The organism is Actinoplanes sp. NPDC049598 (assembly GCF_040675435.1).
Lineage (GTDB): Bacteria > Actinomycetota > Actinomycetes > Mycobacteriales > Micromonosporaceae > Actinoplanes.
Map to the genome: position 1 here is coordinate 501,990 of NZ_JBFAOX010000003.1, position 19,292 is coordinate 521,281.

Annotated in this window: 22 protein-coding genes and 1 pseudogene; 7 read left to right on the forward strand and 16 right to left on the reverse strand. The window is 71.0% G+C overall.

Annotated elements, in window-relative coordinates; all coding sequences use genetic code 11:
- The first annotated feature begins 31 nt into the window (after positions 1–31).
- A complete protein-coding gene (locus AB0J66_RS11105) occupies positions 32–586 on the forward strand; it encodes a CAP domain-containing protein (protein ID WP_364658515.1) in 555 nt (184 codons plus the stop codon).
- A 45-nt stretch (positions 587–631) separates the two neighbouring features.
- On the opposite strand, the gene AB0J66_RS11110 is transcribed toward AB0J66_RS11105, so the two are convergent.
- Positions 632–1,663 carry a UDP-N-acetylmuramate dehydrogenase gene (locus AB0J66_RS11110; RefSeq protein ID WP_364658517.1) on the reverse strand — a complete coding sequence of 344 codons (1,032 nt, stop codon included), beginning with the start codon at positions 1,661–1,663 and terminating at the stop codon, positions 632–634.
- A gap of 67 nt (positions 1,664–1,730) precedes the next feature.
- On the opposite strand from AB0J66_RS11110, the gene AB0J66_RS11115 reads away from it, so the two are divergent.
- The 4 genes from AB0J66_RS11115 (at position 1,731) to AB0J66_RS11130 (ending at position 6,193) form a co-directional block, all read left to right on the forward strand.
- Positions 1,731–2,462, forward strand: a complete 732-nt coding sequence (locus AB0J66_RS11115) for a hypothetical protein (RefSeq protein WP_364658520.1) — start codon at positions 1,731–1,733, stop codon at positions 2,460–2,462.
- Positions 2,463–2,564: 102 nt separating this feature from the next.
- Positions 2,565–3,992, forward strand: a complete 1,428-nt coding sequence (locus AB0J66_RS11120; protein WP_364658523.1) for a GH1 family beta-glucosidase — start codon at positions 2,565–2,567, stop codon at positions 3,990–3,992.
- 6 nt (positions 3,993–3,998) lie between these two features.
- A complete protein-coding gene (locus tag AB0J66_RS11125) occupies positions 3,999–5,009 on the forward strand; it encodes a LacI family DNA-binding transcriptional regulator (protein ID WP_364658526.1) in 1,011 nt (336 codons plus the stop codon).
- A gap of 161 nt (positions 5,010–5,170) precedes the next feature.
- Positions 5,171–6,193, forward strand: a complete 1,023-nt coding sequence (locus tag AB0J66_RS11130; protein ID WP_364658529.1) for a hypothetical protein — start codon at positions 5,171–5,173, stop codon at positions 6,191–6,193.
- A gap of 587 nt (positions 6,194–6,780) precedes the next feature.
- Here AB0J66_RS11130 and AB0J66_RS11135 read toward each other — a convergent pair.
- Together AB0J66_RS11135 and AB0J66_RS11140 are read right to left on the reverse strand one after the other, a co-directional pair.
- Entirely contained in the window at positions 6,781–7,593 is an 813-nt protein-coding gene (locus AB0J66_RS11135; RefSeq protein WP_364658532.1) for an EI24 domain-containing protein, read from the reverse strand.
- A gap of 38 nt (positions 7,594–7,631) precedes the next feature.
- On the reverse strand, positions 7,632–8,057 hold the full coding sequence (locus AB0J66_RS11140; RefSeq protein WP_364658535.1) for a hypothetical protein: 426 nt from the start codon (positions 8,055–8,057) through the stop codon (positions 7,632–7,634).
- Between the two features lie 174 nt (positions 8,058–8,231).
- Here AB0J66_RS11140 and AB0J66_RS11145 point away from each other — a divergent pair, with 174 nt between their 5' ends.
- Entirely contained in the window at positions 8,232–9,245 is a 1,014-nt protein-coding gene (locus tag AB0J66_RS11145; protein WP_364658538.1) for a hypothetical protein, read from the forward strand.
- 19 nt (positions 9,246–9,264) lie between these two features.
- Here the strand turns inward: AB0J66_RS11145 and AB0J66_RS11150 are convergent, their stop codons facing one another.
- The 10 genes and pseudogenes from AB0J66_RS11150 to mtfM form a co-directional block, all read right to left on the reverse strand.
- Positions 9,265–10,149, reverse strand: a complete 885-nt coding sequence (locus AB0J66_RS11150) for an alpha/beta hydrolase (protein WP_364658540.1) — start codon at positions 10,147–10,149, stop codon at positions 9,265–9,267.
- The gene (locus tag AB0J66_RS11155) at positions 10,146–10,460 is read right to left on the reverse strand and encodes a DUF2516 family protein (RefSeq protein ID WP_364658543.1); all 315 of its coding nucleotides are present in this window, start codon (positions 10,458–10,460) and stop codon (positions 10,146–10,148) included. The genes AB0J66_RS11150 and AB0J66_RS11155 overlap by 4 nt, the downstream gene beginning before the upstream one ends.
- Before the next feature lie 63 nt (positions 10,461–10,523).
- Positions 10,524–10,964, reverse strand: coding sequence for a hypothetical protein (locus AB0J66_RS11160; RefSeq protein ID WP_364658703.1), 441 nt, complete (start codon positions 10,962–10,964; stop codon positions 10,524–10,526).
- Positions 10,889–11,389: pseudogene (locus AB0J66_RS11165) on the reverse strand (helix-turn-helix domain-containing protein). The gene AB0J66_RS11160 and the pseudogene AB0J66_RS11165 overlap by 76 nt, the downstream one beginning before the upstream one ends.
- 64 nt (positions 11,390–11,453) lie before the next feature.
- Positions 11,454–12,362, reverse strand: coding sequence for an asparaginase (locus tag AB0J66_RS11170; protein WP_364658546.1), 909 nt, complete (start codon positions 12,360–12,362; stop codon positions 11,454–11,456).
- Complete coding sequence (locus AB0J66_RS11175) at positions 12,359–13,192, reverse strand: 3-keto-5-aminohexanoate cleavage protein (RefSeq protein ID WP_364658549.1); 834 nt, start codon at positions 13,190–13,192, stop codon at positions 12,359–12,361. Before AB0J66_RS11175 ends, AB0J66_RS11170 begins: the two co-directional genes overlap by 4 nt.
- Before the next feature lie 15 nt (positions 13,193–13,207).
- Entirely contained in the window at positions 13,208–14,248 is a 1,041-nt protein-coding gene (locus AB0J66_RS11180; protein WP_364658551.1) for a folate-binding protein, read from the reverse strand.
- Position 14,249: 1 nt separating this feature from the next.
- On the reverse strand, positions 14,250–14,645 hold the full coding sequence (locus AB0J66_RS11185; RefSeq protein ID WP_364658704.1) for a Fur family transcriptional regulator: 396 nt from the start codon (positions 14,643–14,645) through the stop codon (positions 14,250–14,252).
- Between the two features lie 93 nt (positions 14,646–14,738).
- Positions 14,739–15,335, reverse strand: coding sequence for an FABP family protein (locus AB0J66_RS11190; protein WP_364658554.1), 597 nt, complete (start codon positions 15,333–15,335; stop codon positions 14,739–14,741).
- Positions 15,329–15,433, reverse strand: coding sequence for a small membrane protein MtfM (gene mtfM, locus AB0J66_RS11195; RefSeq protein WP_364658557.1), 105 nt, complete (start codon positions 15,431–15,433; stop codon positions 15,329–15,331). The genes AB0J66_RS11190 and mtfM overlap by 7 nt, the downstream gene beginning before the upstream one ends.
- Before the next feature lie 14 nt (positions 15,434–15,447).
- On the opposite strand from mtfM, the gene AB0J66_RS11200 reads away from it, so the two are divergent.
- Entirely contained in the window at positions 15,448–15,822 is a 375-nt protein-coding gene (locus AB0J66_RS11200; RefSeq protein ID WP_364658559.1) for a DsrE family protein, read from the forward strand.
- Here the strand turns inward: AB0J66_RS11200 and AB0J66_RS11205 are convergent.
- The 3 genes from AB0J66_RS11205 to AB0J66_RS11215 form a co-directional block, all read right to left on the reverse strand.
- Positions 15,819–16,631 carry a hypothetical protein gene (locus AB0J66_RS11205; protein WP_364658562.1) on the reverse strand — a complete coding sequence of 271 codons (813 nt, stop codon included), beginning with the start codon at positions 16,629–16,631 and terminating at the stop codon, positions 15,819–15,821. The genes AB0J66_RS11200 and AB0J66_RS11205 overlap by 4 nt on opposite strands.
- 272 nt (positions 16,632–16,903) lie before the next feature.
- Entirely contained in the window at positions 16,904–17,317 is a 414-nt protein-coding gene (locus AB0J66_RS11210) for an NUDIX domain-containing protein (RefSeq protein WP_364658564.1), read from the reverse strand.
- Entirely contained in the window at positions 17,314–19,218 is a 1,905-nt protein-coding gene (locus tag AB0J66_RS11215; RefSeq protein ID WP_364658706.1) for an ATP-dependent DNA helicase, read from the reverse strand. Before AB0J66_RS11215 ends, AB0J66_RS11210 begins: the two co-directional genes overlap by 4 nt.
- Positions 19,219–19,292 lie beyond the last annotated feature (74 nt).

Consider the following 19,292-nt stretch of genomic DNA (forward strand, 5'->3'; position numbering starts at 1 on the left):
CCGGCCCGCGAATTGGGGATTGGGGGCTACCGTGCTGCGACGCCTTTTCCTGCTCGCCGCTGTTCCGGCTCTACTACTTACAGGCGCGACATCCGCGTACGCGGGCACCGGCGGCCCGTCCGGCACGGTCCCGCCCCTCACCGTGGTGGAGGTCGGCTCGGCCGTCCGGTTCGGCACGGTCGTCCAGCCCGGCGCGGTCAACCCGGCGGTCCTCATGTCCCAGGTCGTCACGATGACCAACCAGCAGAGGTCGGCCAACGGGTGCGGCCAGCTCGTCGTCGACCGGGAGCTGATCGTCGCCTCGGTCCGGCAGAGCCTCTACATGGCCCGGACCGGCCGGTTCAGCCACGTCTGGAACGACGGGACCAACTTCGTCCGGCGCTCGCACGAGGCCGGCTACGAGCAACCGTCCGGGGAGAACATCGCCTGGGGCTACCGGACCGCGAGCGAGGTGGTCGGGGCCTGGATGGCCAGCCCCCGCCACCGCGCGAACATGCTCAACTGCGGCGCCCACTCGATCGGCACCGGCGTCGCCTACGGCGCCAACGGCGTGCCCTACTACACCCAGGTCTTCGGCTGGGACTGATCCCGTCCAACCACCCCGCCGCCACCCTTGACCGGCTAGGGCTGTCTAGATTTCACAATTGATCAGCACCGGCTCTGGGTGCAGCTCGACGCCGAAGCGGTCCCGCACCCCGTCGCGGACCGTGCGGGCCAGGTCGAGCAGCTTGGCCGTCGTGCCGGTGCCGCGGTTGGTCAGGGCCAGGGTGTGCTTGGCCGAGATGGCCACGCCGTCGCCGCCGAAACCCTTCGGGAAGCCGGCGTGCTCGATCAGCCAGGCCGCCGGGATCTTCACGCGGCCGTCCTCGCCGGGCCAGTGCGGCGCGTCGAGGCCGAGCGCCTCCCACTCGTGCGCGCTGACCACCGGGTTGGTGAAGAAGGAGCCGACCGACCACGTGTCCCGGTCGTCGGCGTCCAGCACCATGCCCTTGCCGGCCCGCAGTTTCAGCACGGTGTCGCGGGCCTGCTGCAGCGGCACCCGGTCACCCGCCTCGACACCCAGGTTGCGGGCCAGCTCGGCGTAGCGGATCGGGGCCGAGTCGCCGGAGCGGGCCAGCCGGAAGTCGACCTCCAGGACCACGAACCGGTCGTTGTGCTTGAAGACGCTGGCCCGGTACGCGAAGCCGCACTCCTCCGGGGTCATCTCGCGGACGGTGTCGGTCTCCCGGTCGTACACGTGCACGGCCACGATCGTGTGGGCGACCTCCGCGCCGTACGCGCCGACGTTCTGAATCGGCGTGGCGCCGGCCGAGCCCGGGATGCCCGAGAGGCACTCGACGCCCGAGTAACCGTTCGTCACGGCGTACTGAACGAAGTCGTCCCAGGGCTCCCCCGCGGCGACCCGCAGCGTGGCGGGCTCGATCTCGCGGATCCCGCGCGTGCGGATGAGCACGACGGAGCCGGGGAAGCCCTCGTCGCCGATGACCACGTTGCTGCCACCCGCCAGGAGGAGGATCTGTCGCCCCTCCGACGTGGCATTACGCACCGTATCAACCAATTGGTCCGTTTCGGTGGCGACCGCGAGGATGCCGGGCGGCCCGCCGAGGCGTAGCGTCGTGTACGCCGACAGGTCGGTTTGCGGTGCGGCGCTAACGTTCTGCACGAGTCCAACCCTAGGCTCAACGATTTCGGCATCTCATCGGCGGTCCGGTGGAGCGGAGAGCAACGCGATGAACAGGCTGCACGCGACGAAGGACTTCTGGCTCGCTGCTCTGCGGGCCGACAGCCCGGCGCTGCAGGACGCCGTGGCCCAGGCCGGGCCCGAGGCGGCGGGCGACCTGGTCGAGCAGGTCACCTCCTTCCTGCGCTTCGTCCGCGACTACACGCCCCGCGGCGTCACCACCCGGCCCGAGGAGCTGCCGCTCCCGCCCCGCCCCGACTGGGAGACCCAGCTCGACGGCCTGCGCCGCGAGCTCACCGGCACCATCGAGACGCTCGACGCGCTCGAGGCCGACGTCCCCGCGTGGAACTGGGCGCCCCAGGCCAAGACGGCCGGCTTCTGGCACCGGCGCACGGCCCACGAGATCTCCCTGCGCCGCTGGGACGCGGAGGCCGCGGCCGGCCGGGCCACCCCGATCGAGACCAAGCTGGCCGCCGACGGCATCGGCGAGGTGCTCGACACCTGGCTGCCGGCCGGCCGCCGGACCGGCCCGACCGACCTGCGCGGCGTGGTCCAGTTGGTGGCCAACGATGCCGGACATGAGTGGTTCGTCCGGTTGCGCGGCATGGGTGTGGCGCTGCTCGACACCAGCACGATCCTCGACGACGACGACCATCACGCCCGCGCTCAGGCCACCGGCACCGCCAGTGACCTGCTGCTGGTGCTGATGGGACGCCAGCGCACGGACCACCTCGTCGTCACCGGAGACCCTAGGCTGATCGCCGCCCTGCAAGCCGGCTGACGCTTACATTCGACTTACGGACAACCCCGGGACCGGTTCCGTCCCTATGATGAACCGGTTAAGTTCGGATTTCGCGTAAGCCACCCAGGAAGCGGAGAACGTATGACGGCCACCGTCACCTCCACGTCGGCGCAGCCGGCCCTCGCCGGGGCAACTTTCCCCGACGGTTTCATCTGGGGCGCCGCCACGGCGTCGTACCAGATCGAGGGCGCGGCCCGGGAGGACGGTCGCGGCCCGTCCATCTGGGACACCTTCAGCCGCACGCCCGGCCGCGTCTACCGCGGGCACACCGGCGACGTCGCCTGCGACCACTACCACCGCTACGTCGAGGACGTGGCGATGATGGCGGACCTCGGCCTGAAGTCGTACCGGTTCTCCATCGCCTGGCCGCGCATCCAGCCCGACGGCTCCGGCCCGGTCAACACCCGCGGCCTCGACTTCTACGACCGCCTCACCGACGAGCTGCTCGGCAAGGGCATCGACCCGGTGGTCACCCTCTACCACTGGGACCTGCCGCAGACCCTCGAGGACCGCGGCGGCTGGCCCAACCGTGAGACCGCGGAGGCCTTCGCCGACTACGCCCAGATCATGTACGCCCGGCTGGGCGACCGGGTCGGCACCTGGACCACGCTCAACGAGCCGTGGTGCTCGGCCTACCTCGGCTACGGCAGCGGCGTGCACGCGCCGGGCCGACAGGAGCCGGCGGCCGCCCTCACCGCGGTGCACCACCTGCTGCTCGGCCACGGCCTGGCCGCCCGGGCGCTGCGCTCGGCCGGCGCCCGCAGCGTCAGCATCACGCTCAACCCGGCCGTCGTCTTCCCGGTCGACCCGCAGAACGCGGCCGACCGCGAGGCCGCCCGGATCATCGACGGGCTCTCCAACCGGATCTTCTACGACCCGCTGCTCAAGGGCGAGTACCCGGCGGACGTGCTCGAGCACATCTCGCAGTTCGTCGACCCGTCGTCGATCATCAGGGACGGCGACCTCGAGACGATCAACGCGCCGATCGACGTGCTGGGGATCAACTTCTACCAGCCGGCGTACGTCTCCGCGAAGCCCGGAACGCCGGCCGCGCTCGACCAGCCGGGCAGCGAGGGCATCGCCTACCGCGAGCCGAACGGCCCGGTCACCGACATGAACTGGCTCATCGAGCCGGCCAGCCTGACCGCCCACCTCAAGCGGATCCACGAGGACTACCCGGGCACCCCGCTGATGATCACCGAGAACGGCGCCGCGTACCCCGAGGGACCGTCGGCCGACGGCGAGGTGCACGACACCCGGCGCGTCGAGTACCTCGACGGCCACCTGCGGGCCTGCCATGATGCCCTGGCGGCCGGCGTCGATCTGCGCGGTTACTTCGTCTGGTCGCTGATGGACAACTTCGAGTGGGCCGAGGGCTACCGCAAGCGTTTCGGGGTCGTGCACGTCGACTACGCGACCCAGCAGCGGACCCTCAAGGACAGCGCGAAGTGGTACAGGGAGGTGATCCGGCGCAACGGCATCGCGGCGCCGGGTTCTGACGAAGGGTGACCTTTGGTGGTGACGCGGGAGCGGCCGACCCTGGAAGCAGTGGCGCGCCGCGCCGGGGTGTCCCGGGCGACCGTCTCCCGCGTCGTCAACGGATCCACCTCGGTGGCCGCCCGAATCCAGGAGGCGGTCAACCGGGCCGTCGATGAGCTCGGTTACGTACCGAACCAGGCCGCCCGCAGCCTCGTCACCCAGCGCACCGAGTCGATCGCGCTGATCCTGCCGGAGACGGCGAACCGGGTCTTCTCCGACGACCTGTTCTTCCCAGCCATCATCCGTGGGGCCGGGGTCGAGCTGGAGGCCGCCGACAAACAGCTCGTGCTGATGATGGCCGGCTCGGCCAAGAGCCACGACCGCGTCGAACGGTACGCCGTGGCCGGTCACGTCGACGGCGTCATGTTCGCCTCCATGCACGGCGCCGACCCCCTGCCGGGCGCCCTCGTCCGCCTCGGCATCCCGGTCATCTGCAGCGGCCGCCCCATCGGCGGCCCTCCCGTGCCCTATGTGGACGTCGACCATTTCGGCGGGGTCGCCGCGGCCGTACGTCACCTGGTCACCCACGGGCGCAAGCGGATCGCCACCATCGCCGGCCCCCAGGACATGGTGGCCGGCATCGACCGGCTGGCCGGTTACCGCGCCACCCTGGAGGAGGCCGGCCTGCCCCAGCGGGTCGCCCTGGGCGACTTCACCCGCGAGTCGGGCCTGACCGCGATGCGCTCCCTTGTGGACGCCGACCCGGCCCTGGACGCGGTCTTCGCCGCCTCGGACATGATGGCCCACGGCGCCCTGGCCGCCCTCCGCCAGGCCGGCCGCCGCGTCCCCGAGGACGTCGCCGTGATCGGCTTCGACGACTTCGAGATCAGCCGCTACAGCGACCCGCCCCTGACCACCGTCCGCCAGCCCATAGCCGACATGGGCCGCACCATGGCCCGCCAGCTCCTGGGCCTCATCAACGGCGACACCGCCCTCCCCGACGCCGTCGTCCTACCGACTGAGCTGGTGGTCCGCGAGTCGGCTTAGCCGCGCGTCTCTCGTTCGGGTTATCACGTTGTTCCGCGCCAGCGGAACGAGAAGATTTTATGTATCACTGATCGCCGGCGCACCACGTCGGTCCGAGCCGCGAAGAATACCTCGGCGTTCGGAAAAGATTTGTTTCCGCTGTCAGCGGACGAAGCTGGTTTATGAACATCGCGGCAAAGTTCACCGATCTACCCCCGCCCGAGACCGAGGGTGAAGTGGTACGTCGCGCCTTGGCGCTCCTGAGGGAGCTTCTCCCCAAGAGTTGGTCTCTGGATCAAGCAGCGGCCGAAGTTGTGACCGACGTGGGCGCCGACAAGCTCTATGTCGTCACCGCCCCTGACGGTCGCTCCGCCACCCTGGCCATCGAGGCCAAGCGTGCGGTCGAAAGCCGGGACATCGAGGGCATCGCAAGTCAGCTTTCGAAGTACGTGGCGAAGGTGGGCAATGGCCAGGGCTTGGTAACCGCCCGCTATCTCTCACCCCAGTTTCGGACCCGATTGATCGACCGAGGGCTGTCCTTCGTGGATGTGACGAGCAATGTCCACATAGAGATGTCGTCGCCCGGACTGCACGTTGCTCATCATGGGACTGATGGAGACCCATGGCGTGGACCCGGCCGGCCGCGAGACACCCTCAAAGGAGCTCCAGCCGCGAAGATCGTCCGAGCGATCGCTGACTTCTCAGACAACTGGACGATCCGGGAGTTGGTGCGCTTGGCGAACGTATCCACGGGTGCTGGATACCGAGTCGTCGATTTCCTGGAAAGGGAGGAGCTGGCGGAACGCACGGATCGTGGATCGATCGTCATCCCGCGTTGGGACAGGGTGCTGCGCCGGTGGAGCGAGGACTATGGCTTCGTCAGCAACAGCCAAGTGAGTCGCTGGATAGCACCACGAGGACTGGACAACCTGACAGAACGTGCCGCTGGGACAGAACCGTCGAAGTATGCGTTCACCGGGACTGTCGCGGCGGCCGAATGGGCTTCTTACGCCCCAGCCCGGGCCGCGATGGTCTACGTACGCGACGTCGAGGCGATCGCTGAGGAGTGGGGACTGCGGCCGGCGGAAGCCGGGGCGAACGTGATGCTGGCCGAGCCGAAGATCGACGTTCCGTTCGTCAGGAGCACGGCCAACTCGATCGGCATTCAGATCGCCGCGCCGGCTCAGGTTGCTGTCGCCTCATGACTGGGCCCGGTCGCAGCCCGCAGGAGGCGGAAGAACTCCTCGAATGGATGAGGGCAAATGAACAACTATGGCGCCGCTGAAGTCGATCTACTCTCGCGATCTCGCTATTGATCCTCGGTCGCTTGGCGATGATCCTCGAGTGGAGGCCGCGATGGAGGCTGCTGGTTTCATGCCGGATCCCGTTCACCGCCAGCCCGGATCGTGGTGAACGCCTCGGGCATACCCGTTGATTTGATGGTCCCCGAGGGTCTCGCCGGAGCCGGTGGTCCTACCGCTCGGGGAGCGCGCGCCGCCGCACAGCAAGCGCGCTATGCGGCGAGCTCGCGGTCTCGAGGCGACCGTCGTCGACAACACCACCGAGATCATCAAGGCTCTTGACCCGGTGGATGGCCGATCGTTCGAAGCACGAGTTGCCGGCCCGGCTGCACTCCTCGTGACGAAGACCTACAAGATCGCCGAACGTATGGAGACGCGCCGAAGAGGGACTCGGACAGCCGGAAACGGTCGCGCTTTCAACATCATTATTGGCCGCGGATCTGATCAGCGGCCTGAGGACGCGATGAGGTCGGCCTGTTGGGCGCGGCGGCCTATCGACTGAGCTGGTGGTCCGCGAGTCGGCTTGAGGTGGTGGGGTGGCCCAGGACCTCGCGCGACAGGAGGGTGGCGCCGGCGATGGCGGCGGGCATCAGGAGGACGGCGCCGAGGGGGATGAGGAAGCAGCAGAAGACGGCGACGCCGAAGCCGAGGGCCAGGGCCTTGTTCTGTTTGAGGACGGCTCGGCGGTGGCGCAGCCGCCGGCCGCGGCGCTGGAAGGGGACGCCGGTGAGTTCGACGGCCAGGAGCCAGCCGCCGACGGCGCCGCCCAGGACCGGGATGACAGTCTGGCCCACCAACGGGACGAAGCCGAGCAGGAACAGGGGGATGCCGACCAGGATGGACAGTCCGATCAGGCGCAGCGAGTCGACCAGGCTGCGGCCCAGCGACGGCCAGAAGCCGACCTCGACCTCGTCCGGCACGCCGCCGAACTGGTCCTCGACCAGCCCGGAGATGCGCTCGTAGAACGGGTCGCCGATGAGCAGGGTGACCGCCGTGAAGCTGAGCACGCCGAGCAGCACCGACACGCCGAGCAGGCCGGCCCCGGCGAGCACCTGCACCAGGTCGCCCCACGTCTCGCCCCAGTCGTCGGCGAACCAGGTGACCGCGTCGGACAGCTCGGGCAGGAAGTCGATCAGGAAGAAGAGCGCGGTGGCGTAGAGCGCGCCCGCGATCACCGCCGGGATCAGGCCGAGCAGCAGCAGCCGGGGGCGGCGCAGCAGGATGCCGAGCCCCCGGGCGAGCAGCCCGGCCCCGATCAGGAAGCGTCGGGCCGCTCCGAGCGGTTTACCCGCGTCAACGTTCACGACCCGGGAGTCTATGACCTGCGGCCCAGCCCCGCCGGTTACGGCGTCGGCGTGCTTTCGCTGGGGATGGCGCTTGGATCACCCGACTCGATCGGTGGGATCGGGATCGAGGTGATCTCGGTCGGGGTCGGGACCGGGGGCTGGTCCAGCGGCGGGAGCTCCGGCTCCGACGACACGACCGGCGGCGGGGCCGATGTGGGTACGGCGGCGGTGGTCGCGCTCGGCACCGCGGTCACCGTGGCCGTGGGGACGGCGGCCGGGGTGACCGAGGACGAGGCCGTGACCGGCGCCGGGCGGCCGGGCCGGGGCGAATACCGGACCGGGGTCATCGGCGTGGTCTGCTCGGGCTTGGGGGCCGAGCCGAGGGCGCCTTCACCGCCGGGGACGCCGATCGCCGCCGGGTGCTTGGCCGGGGCGGCCAGGGACCATCCGACCGTCACCGCGATCGGCAGACCCAGCGCCACGAGTCCGAAAAAAAGTGATTTGGGGGATAACCGCACGGTCTGAACAACAGCCCGATGGCAGCGAAAGGTTACGGCCCAACGAGCAGAACGGGGTTGATCAATACCGGGCACCGCCGGTACTGTCCGCTGGCTCCCCTCTGTCGAGAAGGGAGAGCACCACCCACGGGGGTCCTCATGAAGCTCGCATCTCTCCTATCTTTGACACTTGCCGCCGGCCTCGTCGGGGTGGCCACCCCCGCGTTCGCCGCGGGCGCCGCACCCACCGGCACCTACACCCTCGACAGCACCGGCATCTGGCCCGGGCAGACCGTGACGCTGACCCAGACCGACCTCGCCGACGACGACGTCGAGCCCGGCCTGATCACCCGCACGATCAAGTGGGGCGACGGCGCCACGACGGTCGCGGCGGCCGGCGAGACCACCTGGAAGCACTCCTACACCCGCCTCGGCGAGTCCACGGTCGAGGTGCTCCTGAGCGACGGCGAGGCGTCCGGCCCGGGCACCTTCAGCGCCGGCGCCACAGTCGCGGTGACCGAGGAGTTCGGCACGTACCGGTGGAGCAAGTCCACGGTCTGGACGTACGGCTCCTATCAGAACCTGGCCACCTGGAACGCCAGCAACATCCCGGCCAGGTCGACCGCCACCTGGACCAGCTGGGGCGACAACACCAAGACGCTGCTGCGCCAGGGCACCTCGACCACGGCCGAGCACTGGTACGGGCCGGGCACCTGGACGCCGCAGACCACTCTGAAGAACGCCCAGGGCAAGTCGCAGCCGGTGGCCTCGCCGCCCCTGTCGGTGCTGACCGACGGGACGGCCCCGACGGTCGCGCTGACCTACCCGGGCAGCCCGAACAAGGCGGCCTCGTGGGCGACGATCCGCGGCACGGCCCACGACAGCCAGTCGGGGGCGGACCTCGCCGCGGTCTGGCTGTGGAAGTACAACACCGCGGGCGTCGAGTACTACTACAACTTCGGCGCCAAGACCTGGGTCCGCTACACCGGTCAGAGCTTGGACAACGTGCCGGAGAGCGTCTGGGGCATGTCGGCCGTCTCCGCCGCCGGCACCTGGTCGGTCCCGGTCAAGGGCCTGACCAAGGGCTGGATCATCGAGCCGCAGTACCAGGCGGCCGACAAGGTCGGCAACTGGAGCGACCTGACCTGGCGTCAGATCACCCTCAACAGCTGAGCGCGGAAGGGGCCCTTTTCTATGCGTTGAGGAAGTGCGAGATGCGCTCACGCAGCTCGCGGCGATTGGTCCAGAGCACGGCGGGCCGGTCGTAGACGTGCAGCTCAGCGTCCGGAAGCAGCTCCGCCACCTGCGAGGCCCAGGCCACCGGGTGCACCTCGTCGCCCTGGCAGCCGATCACCAGGGCCCGGCCGGTGAACTTCCGCAGGGTCGAGGGGTCGGCGACCGCGGGCGCGTGCCACAGCGTCGTCAGCTCGGCGGCCAGGCCGTCGCGCTGCAACTGCTCGACCCGCTGGCGTAGATAGGACCAGCCGGTCGGCGTGTTGCGAACCGACGGGGGCAGCTCGGTCTCGGCGGCCGCCGCGATCGACGCCGCCTCGCCCGACTCCACGGCGGCCAGCAGGCGCTCCACCCGCTCCTCGGCCACCACCGGACGGGTGCCGTCGAGCGACGCCGGCAGGTAGAGCACCACCCGCTCGAACCGGTCGGGGGTCTCGCTCAGCAGCCGGCACAGCGCGGCCGCGCCCATGCTGACCCCGAGCGCGCGGGTCGCGCCGGACAGGTCGGCCACCGAGCGCAGGTCGTTCGCCAGGTCGCCGAAGCTCCACGGGCCGGCCGGCGCCTCGGACCGCCCGTGGCCACGGAAGTGGAAGAAGACCCGGCGGCCGGCGACCGCGCTGCCCAGCGGGCGGGTGCCCGAGATGTCACCGCCCAGCCCGTGCCCGAACACGGTCACCGGGTCACCGACGCCGGTGGTCAGCATCTCCAGGCGTACGCCCGAGGGGGTTGACACGATCTCGGTGGGCGGACCGGGCAGCGTGGGCCGCCCGGAACGAGGGCCCGTGGAATCGGCGCGCAACACGCGGGGCCCGCCGTCGGGCGGGGGCGGGCCGAACCGCCTCACCAGAAACCTTTGCCGTCCGACAGGTCCTTGAGGCCGGGGCGCACGTCCAGCAGGTAGATCAGGGCGGCGGCGATGCCGATCAGGCTGAAGATGCCGACCGGGCCGCTGAGCAGCAGGGTCAGCACGATGCAGACGGCCAGGATGGCCGCCCACGCGCCCTTGGGCAGGGTGCCGATGGCCTGGAAACCGTCACCGCGCTGAGTGAGGCAGTGGATCAGCGCGACCGCCTGGACGACCAGCGAAAGGATCAGGACGAGCAGGTTGAGGTAGACGACGACGTCGTCGTAGAAGAGCGGCGCGGAATAGGCCATGAGGAGAAGTCTATGCCGCGGGGCCCGGCTGCTGCCGAGCCCCGCTGATCATGTCGTGTCGCTTTACTTGGCCGAGTCGGTCTTGGGGGCGCGCTTGCGCGGCTTCGGCGTGGCCGGAGCGGACGCGACCTCCTTGGTGGCCTCGGCGGCCTCGAGGACCTTGGGCTCCTCGGTGGTCTCGATGTCGGCGTTGACCACGTCGGCGGCCTCGACGACACCGCTGCCGACGACCCGCTCGCCGCGGGCGACCAGGGCGGTGTACGCCGCGAGGGCGCGGTCCTGGGCGATCTGGGCGAAGGAGGTGGCCACGCTGGCCGCGTTGCCCCGCAGGGCGTCGAAGTCGGTGGTGGCGGCCTTGTCGCGCAGCTCGGCGGCCTTGGTGCCGGCCTGCTCGTTGTAGACGCGCAGCGAGGCGGCGGCGCGCTCGCTCAGCTCGTTGACCACGGCCGGCAGCTTGCGCAGCTGCTGGTAGGCGAGGTCACCGGCGCCGGCGGCGGCGTAGATGGGGGCGGGGAAGCGGGTCTTGGTCTGCTCGGTCATGTCGTCTCCTCGACGGTCGGAGGGGTCTCTTCGGCCGGCTGGTTGCGCAGATTCTCGTTACGGAACGTCTCGTAGATCTGTGACAGCGACTGCTTCTGCGCGATCGTCAGCTCGGGATCGGCCGCGATCGCGGCCAGCACCCCTTGCTGGCCCTCGCTGTCCAGCAGGCCGGCGCGCAGGTACATCGCGGGTGTCGAAACCCGCAGCGCGCTGGCGATCTGCTGCAGCACCTCGGCACTGGGCTTGCGCAGGCCGCGCTCGATCTGGCTCAGGTACGGATTGCTCACGCCCGCCTTGTCGGCGAGCTGGCGGAGCGAAATCTTGGCGGTCTGCCGCATGTCGCGGATGAAACCACCGATGTCCTGGGGCAGGTCCTTGGGTGCGGCCACGCATTCGAAGCTAGCGCGGAGTGCTAGCTATTGCAAGCAAAACGCTAACAATAGCTAGCGTGTCTCACCTCACTGAGCGGACTTCTCCCACCGGTTCCCCGCCGCCCAGCACCAGCTCCTCGATCATCGGGACCGCGACGCCGAGCCGGCGCAGCTCGTCGATCAGGACCGGCGTCCGCGCCCGCATGCCGCCGTCGTCGACCTTGATCGCGACCGCGCCCACACCCGGCACGGCGGCCGCCACCACACCCTCGGCGCCACCCTTGGCCAGCAGGCCCGGCACCGCGCCCATCAGCACGGTGTCATCGGCCCCGGTGCCGGCGACCAGCTCCGGGTGGGCCCGCATCTCATCGGCCACCCGGCGCTCGAAACTCCCGGGCGAACCCTCCACCAGCCGCTGGAACGCGCGGGCGAGCCCGGTCAGCGACACCGCCAGCACGGGCGCGCCGCAGCCGTCCACCCCGGTCGCGGCGACGGTCTCGCCGGTCAGATCGGCCACTGCCTCGGCGATCGCCACCTGCAGCGGATGCTTCGGGTCCAGGTACGTCTCCAGCGGCCAGTCGTTGGCCACGCAGGTCGCCAGCATGCCGGAATGCTTGCCGGAGCAGTTCATCAGCACGCGCTCGGGGCCACCACCCTGGCGCAGCCAGGCGTCCCGGTCCTTCTCGGCCAGCGGCAGCGACGCGGGGCAGCGCAGCGCGTCGACGGTCAGACCGGCGCCGGCCAGGATCTCCCGGACCCGGCGGGCGTGGAACGGCTCACCGAAATGACTGCCGCTGATCAGGGCCAGGTCGGCGCCGTCGCGCGGGACCAGGCCGGCCCGCAGCATGCCGACGGTCTGCATCGGCTTGTTGGACGAACGGGGAAAGATCGGGCTGGTCACGTCGCCGCGGCTCTCGCCACCGAGGACGGCGACCGATCCGTGGTGCACACTCTCGACGAACCCCGAGCGCACCACCTCAGCGATGATCATCGGACGGGGACTCCTAGCAGGGTGCGGGTCTCGGCCGTCGTCAGCGGGGGGCGCTGGGCCAGCTGGGCGAACCCGGCCGCCCGGGCCACGAGCTGCATGTTCGACTCCACGGGGCGCCCCTTGGCGTACGTCACGGTGTCCTCCATCCCCACCCGCAGGTGACCCCCGGCCGAGAGCGAGGCCAGGATGACCGGGATGGCCGTACGGCCGATGCCGGTGGCCGAGAACGTGGTGCCCGCCGGAAGATCGCGGATGGCCTGCTCGCAGGCGGCCAGCGCGGCCAGCGTGCCCGGCATGCCGCCCGGGACACCCATCACCAGATCGACATGCACGTGACCGCCGAACGGCAGGCCGTGCTGACTGAGCAAGCGCTGCAGCGTGGTGAGCTGGCCCAGGTCGAAGATCTCGTACTCGGGCACGATGCCCCGCTCCTGCATGCGGGTGTGCAGGTCGACGATGAAATCCCAGCGGTTGAGGAAGACGCCGTCGCCGAAGTTGACCGTGCCCATCGTGCACGAGGCCATCTCGGGCCCGGCGTCGAGCACGGCCAGCCGGTCGGACTCCGGGTCGGTCACGGCCCCGCCCGAGGAGAGCTGGACGATCAGGTCGGTCGAGTCGCGCAGGGCCGCCACGGTCGCCCGCAACCGGCCCTGATCGAGGGTCGGCTCGGCGCGGTCGTCACGGATGTGCACGTGGATGATCGAGGCGCCCAGCGCCTCGCACTCCTTGGCGGTCGCCACGAGCTCGTCGAGGGTCACGGGCAGCGCGGGTACGGCTGCCTTGCTGCTCTCGGCGCCGGTCGGAGCGACGGTGATCACGGTACCGGTCATGGCACCGATCCTGCCTCAGGCGGGATCGATCGCGACGGCGGACTCCCCCACCTTGAGCTCGGCGTCGTCGGCGACGTTGCGCTTGAGCACGGCCAGGGCGATCAGGCCCAGCTCGTGGTGGCGGACCGCGGTGCCGACGAAGCCGACCTCGCGGTCGCCGAGGACCACCGGCGTGCCCTGGGCCGGGGGCTGGTCGGTGGCGACGCCGTCGAAGTGCAGCAGCGCCAGGCGGCGCGGCGGACGGCCCAGGTGGTGCACCCGGGCCACCGTCTCCTGGCCGCGGTAGCAGCCCTTGTCGAGGTGGACGGCGGCGGCGACGAGGTCGGCCTCGGCCGGGATGGTCCGGTGGTCGGTCTCCCAGCCCAGCCGCGGGATGCGGTGCTCGACCCGGATCGCCTCGTAGGCCCAGAGGCCGGCCAGCGGCACCCCGAGCTTCTCGATCACCGCGGTCTTCGCTTCCCGCGGCACCAGAAGATCAACCCCGAGGGGTACGCGGCGGGCCAGGCCGCCCTCGTATTCGGCGACCGCGTAGACGCTGGTGGCGTGGCCGGGCACCTCGCCCGCAGCGAATTTCGCGCCCGGGACGGCCGCGACCCTCGGAGCCGCCAGCCCCGGAAAGAGATCGGCCGCGCCGGGGCCCACGAGCGACAGGACGGACACTTCCGATTTGGCATCACGAGGCTCGACACGGGTGAAGAACCGCATCATCTCCAGGTACTTCAGCAGGCCCGTACCCGCGCCCGGCTCCGTGTCGAGCCAGGCGGTTGTCCCGTCCTCGGTGACAAAGGCGTGCTGCTCCACGTGCCCATTGGGCGAGAGCACGAGCAGCTCGCTGCCTTGCCCGGCCGACAGATCCGACAAGTGCTGAGTTGTCAGCGTGTGCAGCCAGGAGGCGCGCTCCTCGCCCGGCACAGCGATCACGTCACGGTTCGAGCGGTCGACCAGGCCCACGGCGGTGGCCAGGGTGCGCTGCTCGCGCATCGGGTCGCCGTAGTGCACCGGCACGCCGGCATCGGCGGACGTGGGGTCGAGATCCTCGGCCATCACCACGGTCATCTCACAGCTCCTTGCAGTCCCCACACACCCCGAAGAGCGAGACGTGGCCGACATCGACCCGGAAATCCCGCTCGGCGAGCAGCCGATCGGTGACCGGCTCCATCACCGACGGGTCTACCTCAGAAATCGACCCGCATCCACGGCAGACCAGGTGAACGTGCTGATCCTCACCCGCCGTGTGGTAGGTCGGCGACCCGTGCGACAGGTGCGTGTGGTTGACCAGCCCAAGCTCTTCCAGCAGCTCAAGCGTCCGGTAGACGGTGGTGATGTTGACGCCGGCGGCCCGCTCACGCACGTGGTTGTGCACCTGCTCGGGTGTGGCGTGACCGAGCTCGTGCACCGCCTCCAGAATGAGCTGGCGCTGCGGGGTGAGCCGCAGGCCTCGTTCCCGGAGCATGGCGGCTAGCGAAGTGGCGGACACGCTACGAGATTACGCCCCCGCCGCCTCGCTCTCTTAGCCGCTTTCTCAGCCGCTTCTGGCGCCGCTTCCTCAGCCGCCGATGCGCAGCAGTCGCGCCGACATGTGCGGGCGCAGGCCGCTGTCGTCCACCGCTTGCTCGTGCGCGTAGAGCAGCGCCGCGTCGACGATGCCGAACAACCGCTGCCCACCGGTCACATGCAGACCCGACGGGACGTACGCCACCGCGTCCGCCTCCATCTCGAGGCGAGTCGTGCCGATGACCTTGCCGACGTAAAGCTCGGCCACGCCGTCAGCCGTGATCATCGTGGCTTCCATCTCGTCGGTGGCCCGGCCCTCGTTGAGCACCGGCCGCCAGAAGCCCGACTCGACGATCCACTCACCAGCCGGCTTCGAGTCATCGTCGAGCAGCCACGCCCGCGACTCCCAGCGCAGGAACGGACGGCCGTCGTGGCTGATCCGCACCTCCTGGGCGAAGTCGTAATCCTCCTCCTGCGGGAAGCCGCCCTGCCCGCGACCACGCCACAGGCCGATGAACGGCAGCAGGCCCAGCAGCGCCGGATGCAGATCAGGGCCGGACCGCAGGTCGTGGGTGTCCTCATAGGGATACCTCTCGACGGGCGGGGCGTTCAGCCAAGGGGGTGGGCCCAACGGATTTTCGCTCACCAACGCCCCCTAGCAACACGCATCGCCAAATAGCCGAAACCACCGGCCAGGCCGCCCAGACCGGCGACCAGCAGACTCACGAACCCGATTTCCGTAACCATGACCGGCCCATCCTATGCTGGCGCTCATGGCACGCTTGCTGGTCGTCAAGGCAACCGCCGGGGCCGACGCCCCCGAGCGCTGTTCGCAGGCTTTCACCGTGGCGAGCACGGCCGCCGCGTCCGGGGTGGACGTGTCGTTCTGGCTGACCGGCGAGTCGGCCTGGTTCGCCCTGCCCGGCAAGGCGGCGGAATTCGAACTGCCGCACGCCGCCCCCCTGCCCGACCTGATCGACCTGCTGCTGGCCAGCGGCAAGATCACCCTCTGCACCCAGTGCGCCGCCCGCCGCGACATCACCCCCGCCGACGTCCTACCCGGCATCCGCATCGCCGGCGCCGCCGTCTTCGTGGAAGAGATCATGCAAGAAGGCGCCCAGGCCCTCGTCTACTAGGCGCAGCCGGTGGTGACGCTGATGCGCAGCAGCTTCCCGTCGTTGCCGTCGGGCACCACGACAAGCGAGTCCTCGCCGAACCGGTAGGCCCGGACCGATTTGTCGGCTCGGATGACCTCGGCGCCGTTGCTGACCGTGGCCAGCGCCGTCGCCAAATCCTTGGCCATTGGCACCCCCGCCGCGACGTAGGTCGCCGTGACGGATTTATCCGGACAGGGAGCGGCGAAGGTCTCCGGAGTGTCGCCGCGGCCGAGCGCGTCGACAGCCCGTTGGAAGATCGCCGGGGCCGGGGCGGCGGCGGGATCCGAGCGGTCGAGGTCGTCCGAGTGCGGGCGGCAACCGGTGGTCAGGCGCAAGGTCAGCACCTGGGCGGTCGATTCGGCGACGCCGTCGACGGCGATGAAGTTGCCGGCGTCGGCGTGGAACGACAGTCGCGTGCCGCCGCGGCCTTCACCCAGCTCCGTCTCGAAGGCCTTGGGCAGGGCGTTGCGGATCTGCTCCATCGCGGTGCGCATCTCGCCCTGCGGCACGTAGACGGTGACGTCGCGGGCGCCGGCCACGCCGTCGCGGACCGGGGTGACCCGGCAGCCGTCGGCCAGCTCCAACTCGCCCAGAACCACCGCCCGGCCCGGCCCGTCGGCGGCCGCCAGCAAAGTCCCGGCCGCACGCTGGAGATCCGGGACGGCGTGGGCGATGTCCCGCTGCTCGGGCACGCTCGCCCGCTCGTGCCCGACCGACCAGACCGCCAGCACCGCGACCACCACGATCCACACCCCGACCAGCCCGATCAGCCACCACCGCCGCCGCACCGGCTCAGCCGGCGGAAACCCGGACCCGGCCGGCGCCGTCGCCGCCGGGAACCCCGACCCGGCCGGCCGAGAGCCCGGCGCGGCCGGCGGGATGCCGGGACCGGCGTCGGGCAGCGCGGAGCCCCCGCCAGGCGGGGAGCCAGCGCCCGGCGGAGAGCCAGCGCCCGGCGGAGAGCCAGCGCCCGGCGGAGAGCCAGCGCCCGGCGGAGAGCCAGCGCCCGGCGGAGAGCCAGCGCCGGGCGGGGAGCCGGAGGCCGGCGGCGGCAGGTCGGTCATGGGTGGAGCGCCGCGTATTCCGGTGAGGCCAGGAAGCGGTCGACCATCTCGGCCGTGCCCGGCGTGAACGGGCGGCCGGGCACCTGCGCGGCCGGGACGAAGATCATCGCTGCCCCCTCGCCGAGCACCACGTCGGCCTGGGTGGCGGCGGTCGGGGCGTAGAAGTAGTTCTTCACCCGGCCCTCGTCCGGCAGCTCCTGGCGGGCGAAGAGCCGCACCGGCGCCGACGGCCGGATCGACGCCTCCTCCCACAGCTCCCGCGCCGCCGCCTCGGCCGGGGTCTCGCCCTCTTCGACGGAGCCGCCGGGCAGGCCCCAGACGTTCGGGTGGTAGGGCGCCTTGTCGTCGCGCAGCTGCAGCAGGAGGGCGCCGGTGGCGTCGACGACGAAGGTGCAGGCGATGTGGATCATTGTTTGGCCAGCCTCTGCAGGGCGCCGACGGCGACGTCGGTGCGGGTCGTGTACCAGAAGGGGGGCAGCGACTTGCGCAGGAAGGCGCCGTAGCCGCGGGCCGTCTCGAGGCGGGAGTCGAGGACCGCGACCACGCCCTTGTCGCCGGTGGCCCGGATGAGGCGGCCGACGCCCTGGGCCAGCCGGACGGCCGCGATCGGCACGCTGACCGAGGCGAAGCCGGAGCCGCCGTTGGCGTCGACCGCGGCCGAGCGGGCGGCGGCCAGCGGCTCGTCGGGGCGCGGGAACGGCAGCCGGTCGATCACCACGAGCTGGCAGGCGTCGCCCGGCACGTCGACGCCCTGCCAGAGCGACATCACGCCGAACAGGCAGCTCTCCTTCTGCTCGCGGAACTTGCGGACGAGGATCGGCAGCGACTCCTCGCCCTGGAGCAGGATCGGCAGGTCGGTGCGGGCGCGCAGCAGCTCGGCGGCCTGGGTGGCCGCCTTGCGGGAGGAGAACAACCCGAGCGTACGGCCGCCGAGCGCCTCGACCAGCTTGAGCAGCTCCTCGCCGGCCGCGTCGGGCAGGCCGGACATCTGGGGCCGGGGCAGGTGCGCCGCCACGTACAGGATGCCCTGTTTGGGGTAGTCGAAGGGTGAGCCGACGTCGAGTGAGGTCCAGCCGTCGCCCGAGGCGCTCTCGGCGGGAGCGGACGCCGCGACCGGCAGCCCCAGCGAGCGGGCGACCGTGTCGAAGCGGCCGCCGAGCGTCAGGGTGGCCGAGGTGGCGACGACCGTACGGTCCGAGTACAGCCCCTGGGAGAGCGTGCCGGCCACGGACAGCGGGGCCACGACGAGGGCGCGGCGGCCGGAGCCCATGTCGGATTTCTCGACCCAGGCCACGTCGAACGCGTCCTCGGCCAGCAGCCGCTCGGTGGTGTCGCCGAGGTCGTCGAAGGCCGCCTTGGCCTGCTGCTTGCGGACCGGGTCGGAGTCGTCGGACTTGACCTCGCCGATCGCGGTGAGCGCGGCCCGGGTGGCCGCGTCGAGCAGCGTGAGGGCGTGCCGGAGCGGCTGGGGCAGGCCGTTCGTGATCCGGCCGGCCGGGACGTCGGCCAGGCCGACGGTGAGCGCGTCGGCCGCCTCGGCCAGCGACTCGGCGACCGCGGGCGGGATCAGGGTGCGGGCCCGGCGGGCCGAGCGCTCGACCGCGTCGGGTGTCAGCTCGGCCTGGGAGGCGGCCGAGACCCGGTCGGCCAGCTCGTGCGCCTCGTCGATGACGAGCAGTTTGTGCGGCGGGACGATGTGGCGTTCGGCCAGCATGTCGACCGCGAGCAGGCTGTGGTTGGTGACCACGATGTCGGCCTCGCGGGCCCGGGCCCGGGACGCCTCGGCGAAGCACTCCGCGCCGTACGGGCATTTGGCGGCGCCGACGCAGTCGCGGGCCGGCATCGAGACCTGACGCCAGGCGGTGTCGTCGACGCCGGGGTCGAGCTCGTCGCGGTCGCCGGTCTTCGTCTTCTCGGCCCAGGCCTGCAGGCGCTGGATCTGTTTGCCGAGCCGGCCCGCCTCGCCCAGCCACTGGGTGGCCCGCTGCGGCGGCGCGTCGTCGAACAGCGTGTCGGTCGGCGCCTCCTCGTCGGCGTGCTCCATCTTGGCGACGCACAGGTAGTGGTGGCGGCCCTTGAGCACGGCGAAGGTGGGCTTGCGGCCGAGCACCGGCTCGACGGCGGCCGCCAGCCGGGGCAGGTCGTGCTCGACGAGCTGGTTCTGCAGGGCCAGGGTGGCGGTGGAGATCACCACGGGCCCGTCCACCAGCAGCGACGGGGTCAGGTAGGCCAGGCTCTTGCCGGTGCCGGTGCCGGCCTGCACGAGCAGGTGCTCCCGGTCCCGTATGGCCTTGTCGATGGCCGCGACCATGGCCTGCTGGCCGGGGCGGGCGGCTCCGCCGGGGACCGCTCCGACGGCGGCGGCAAGCAGTTGCTCGGCGGTGG

Coding starts and splice junctions, on each gene's coding strand:
- AB0J66_RS11115 (WP_364658520.1), top strand. CDS start 1,731: ATGAACAGGCTGCACGCGACGAAGGACTTCTGGCTCGCTGCTCTGCGG.
- AB0J66_RS11120 (WP_364658523.1), top strand. CDS start 2,565: ATGACGGCCACCGTCACCTCCACGTCGGCGCAGCCGGCCCTCGCCGGG.
- AB0J66_RS11130 (WP_364658529.1), top strand. CDS start 5,171: ATGAACATCGCGGCAAAGTTCACCGATCTACCCCCGCCCGAGACCGAG.
- AB0J66_RS11145 (WP_364658538.1), top strand. CDS start 8,232: ATGAAGCTCGCATCTCTCCTATCTTTGACACTTGCCGCCGGCCTCGTC.
- AB0J66_RS11155 (WP_364658543.1), bottom strand. CDS start 10,460: ATGGCCTATTCCGCGCCGCTCTTCTACGACGACGTCGTCGTCTACCTC.
- AB0J66_RS11170 (WP_364658546.1), bottom strand. CDS start 12,362: ATGATCATCGCTGAGGTGGTGCGCTCGGGGTTCGTCGAGAGTGTGCAC.
- AB0J66_RS11175 (WP_364658549.1), bottom strand. CDS start 13,192: ATGACCGGTACCGTGATCACCGTCGCTCCGACCGGCGCCGAGAGCAGC.
- AB0J66_RS11180 (WP_364658551.1), bottom strand. CDS start 14,248: ATGACCGTGGTGATGGCCGAGGATCTCGACCCCACGTCCGCCGATGCC.
- AB0J66_RS11185 (WP_364658704.1), bottom strand. CDS start 14,645: ATGCTCCGGGAACGAGGCCTGCGGCTCACCCCGCAGCGCCAGCTCATT.
- mtfM (WP_364658557.1), bottom strand. CDS start 15,433: ATGGTTACGGAAATCGGGTTCGTGAGTCTGCTGGTCGCCGGTCTGGGC.
- AB0J66_RS11200 (WP_364658559.1), top strand. CDS start 15,448: ATGCTGGCGCTCATGGCACGCTTGCTGGTCGTCAAGGCAACCGCCGGG.
- AB0J66_RS11210 (WP_364658564.1), bottom strand. CDS start 17,317: ATGATCCACATCGCCTGCACCTTCGTCGTCGACGCCACCGGCGCCCTC.
- AB0J66_RS11215 (WP_364658706.1), bottom strand. CDS start 19,218: ATGGTCGCGGCCATCGACAAGGCCATACGGGACCGGGAGCACCTGCTC.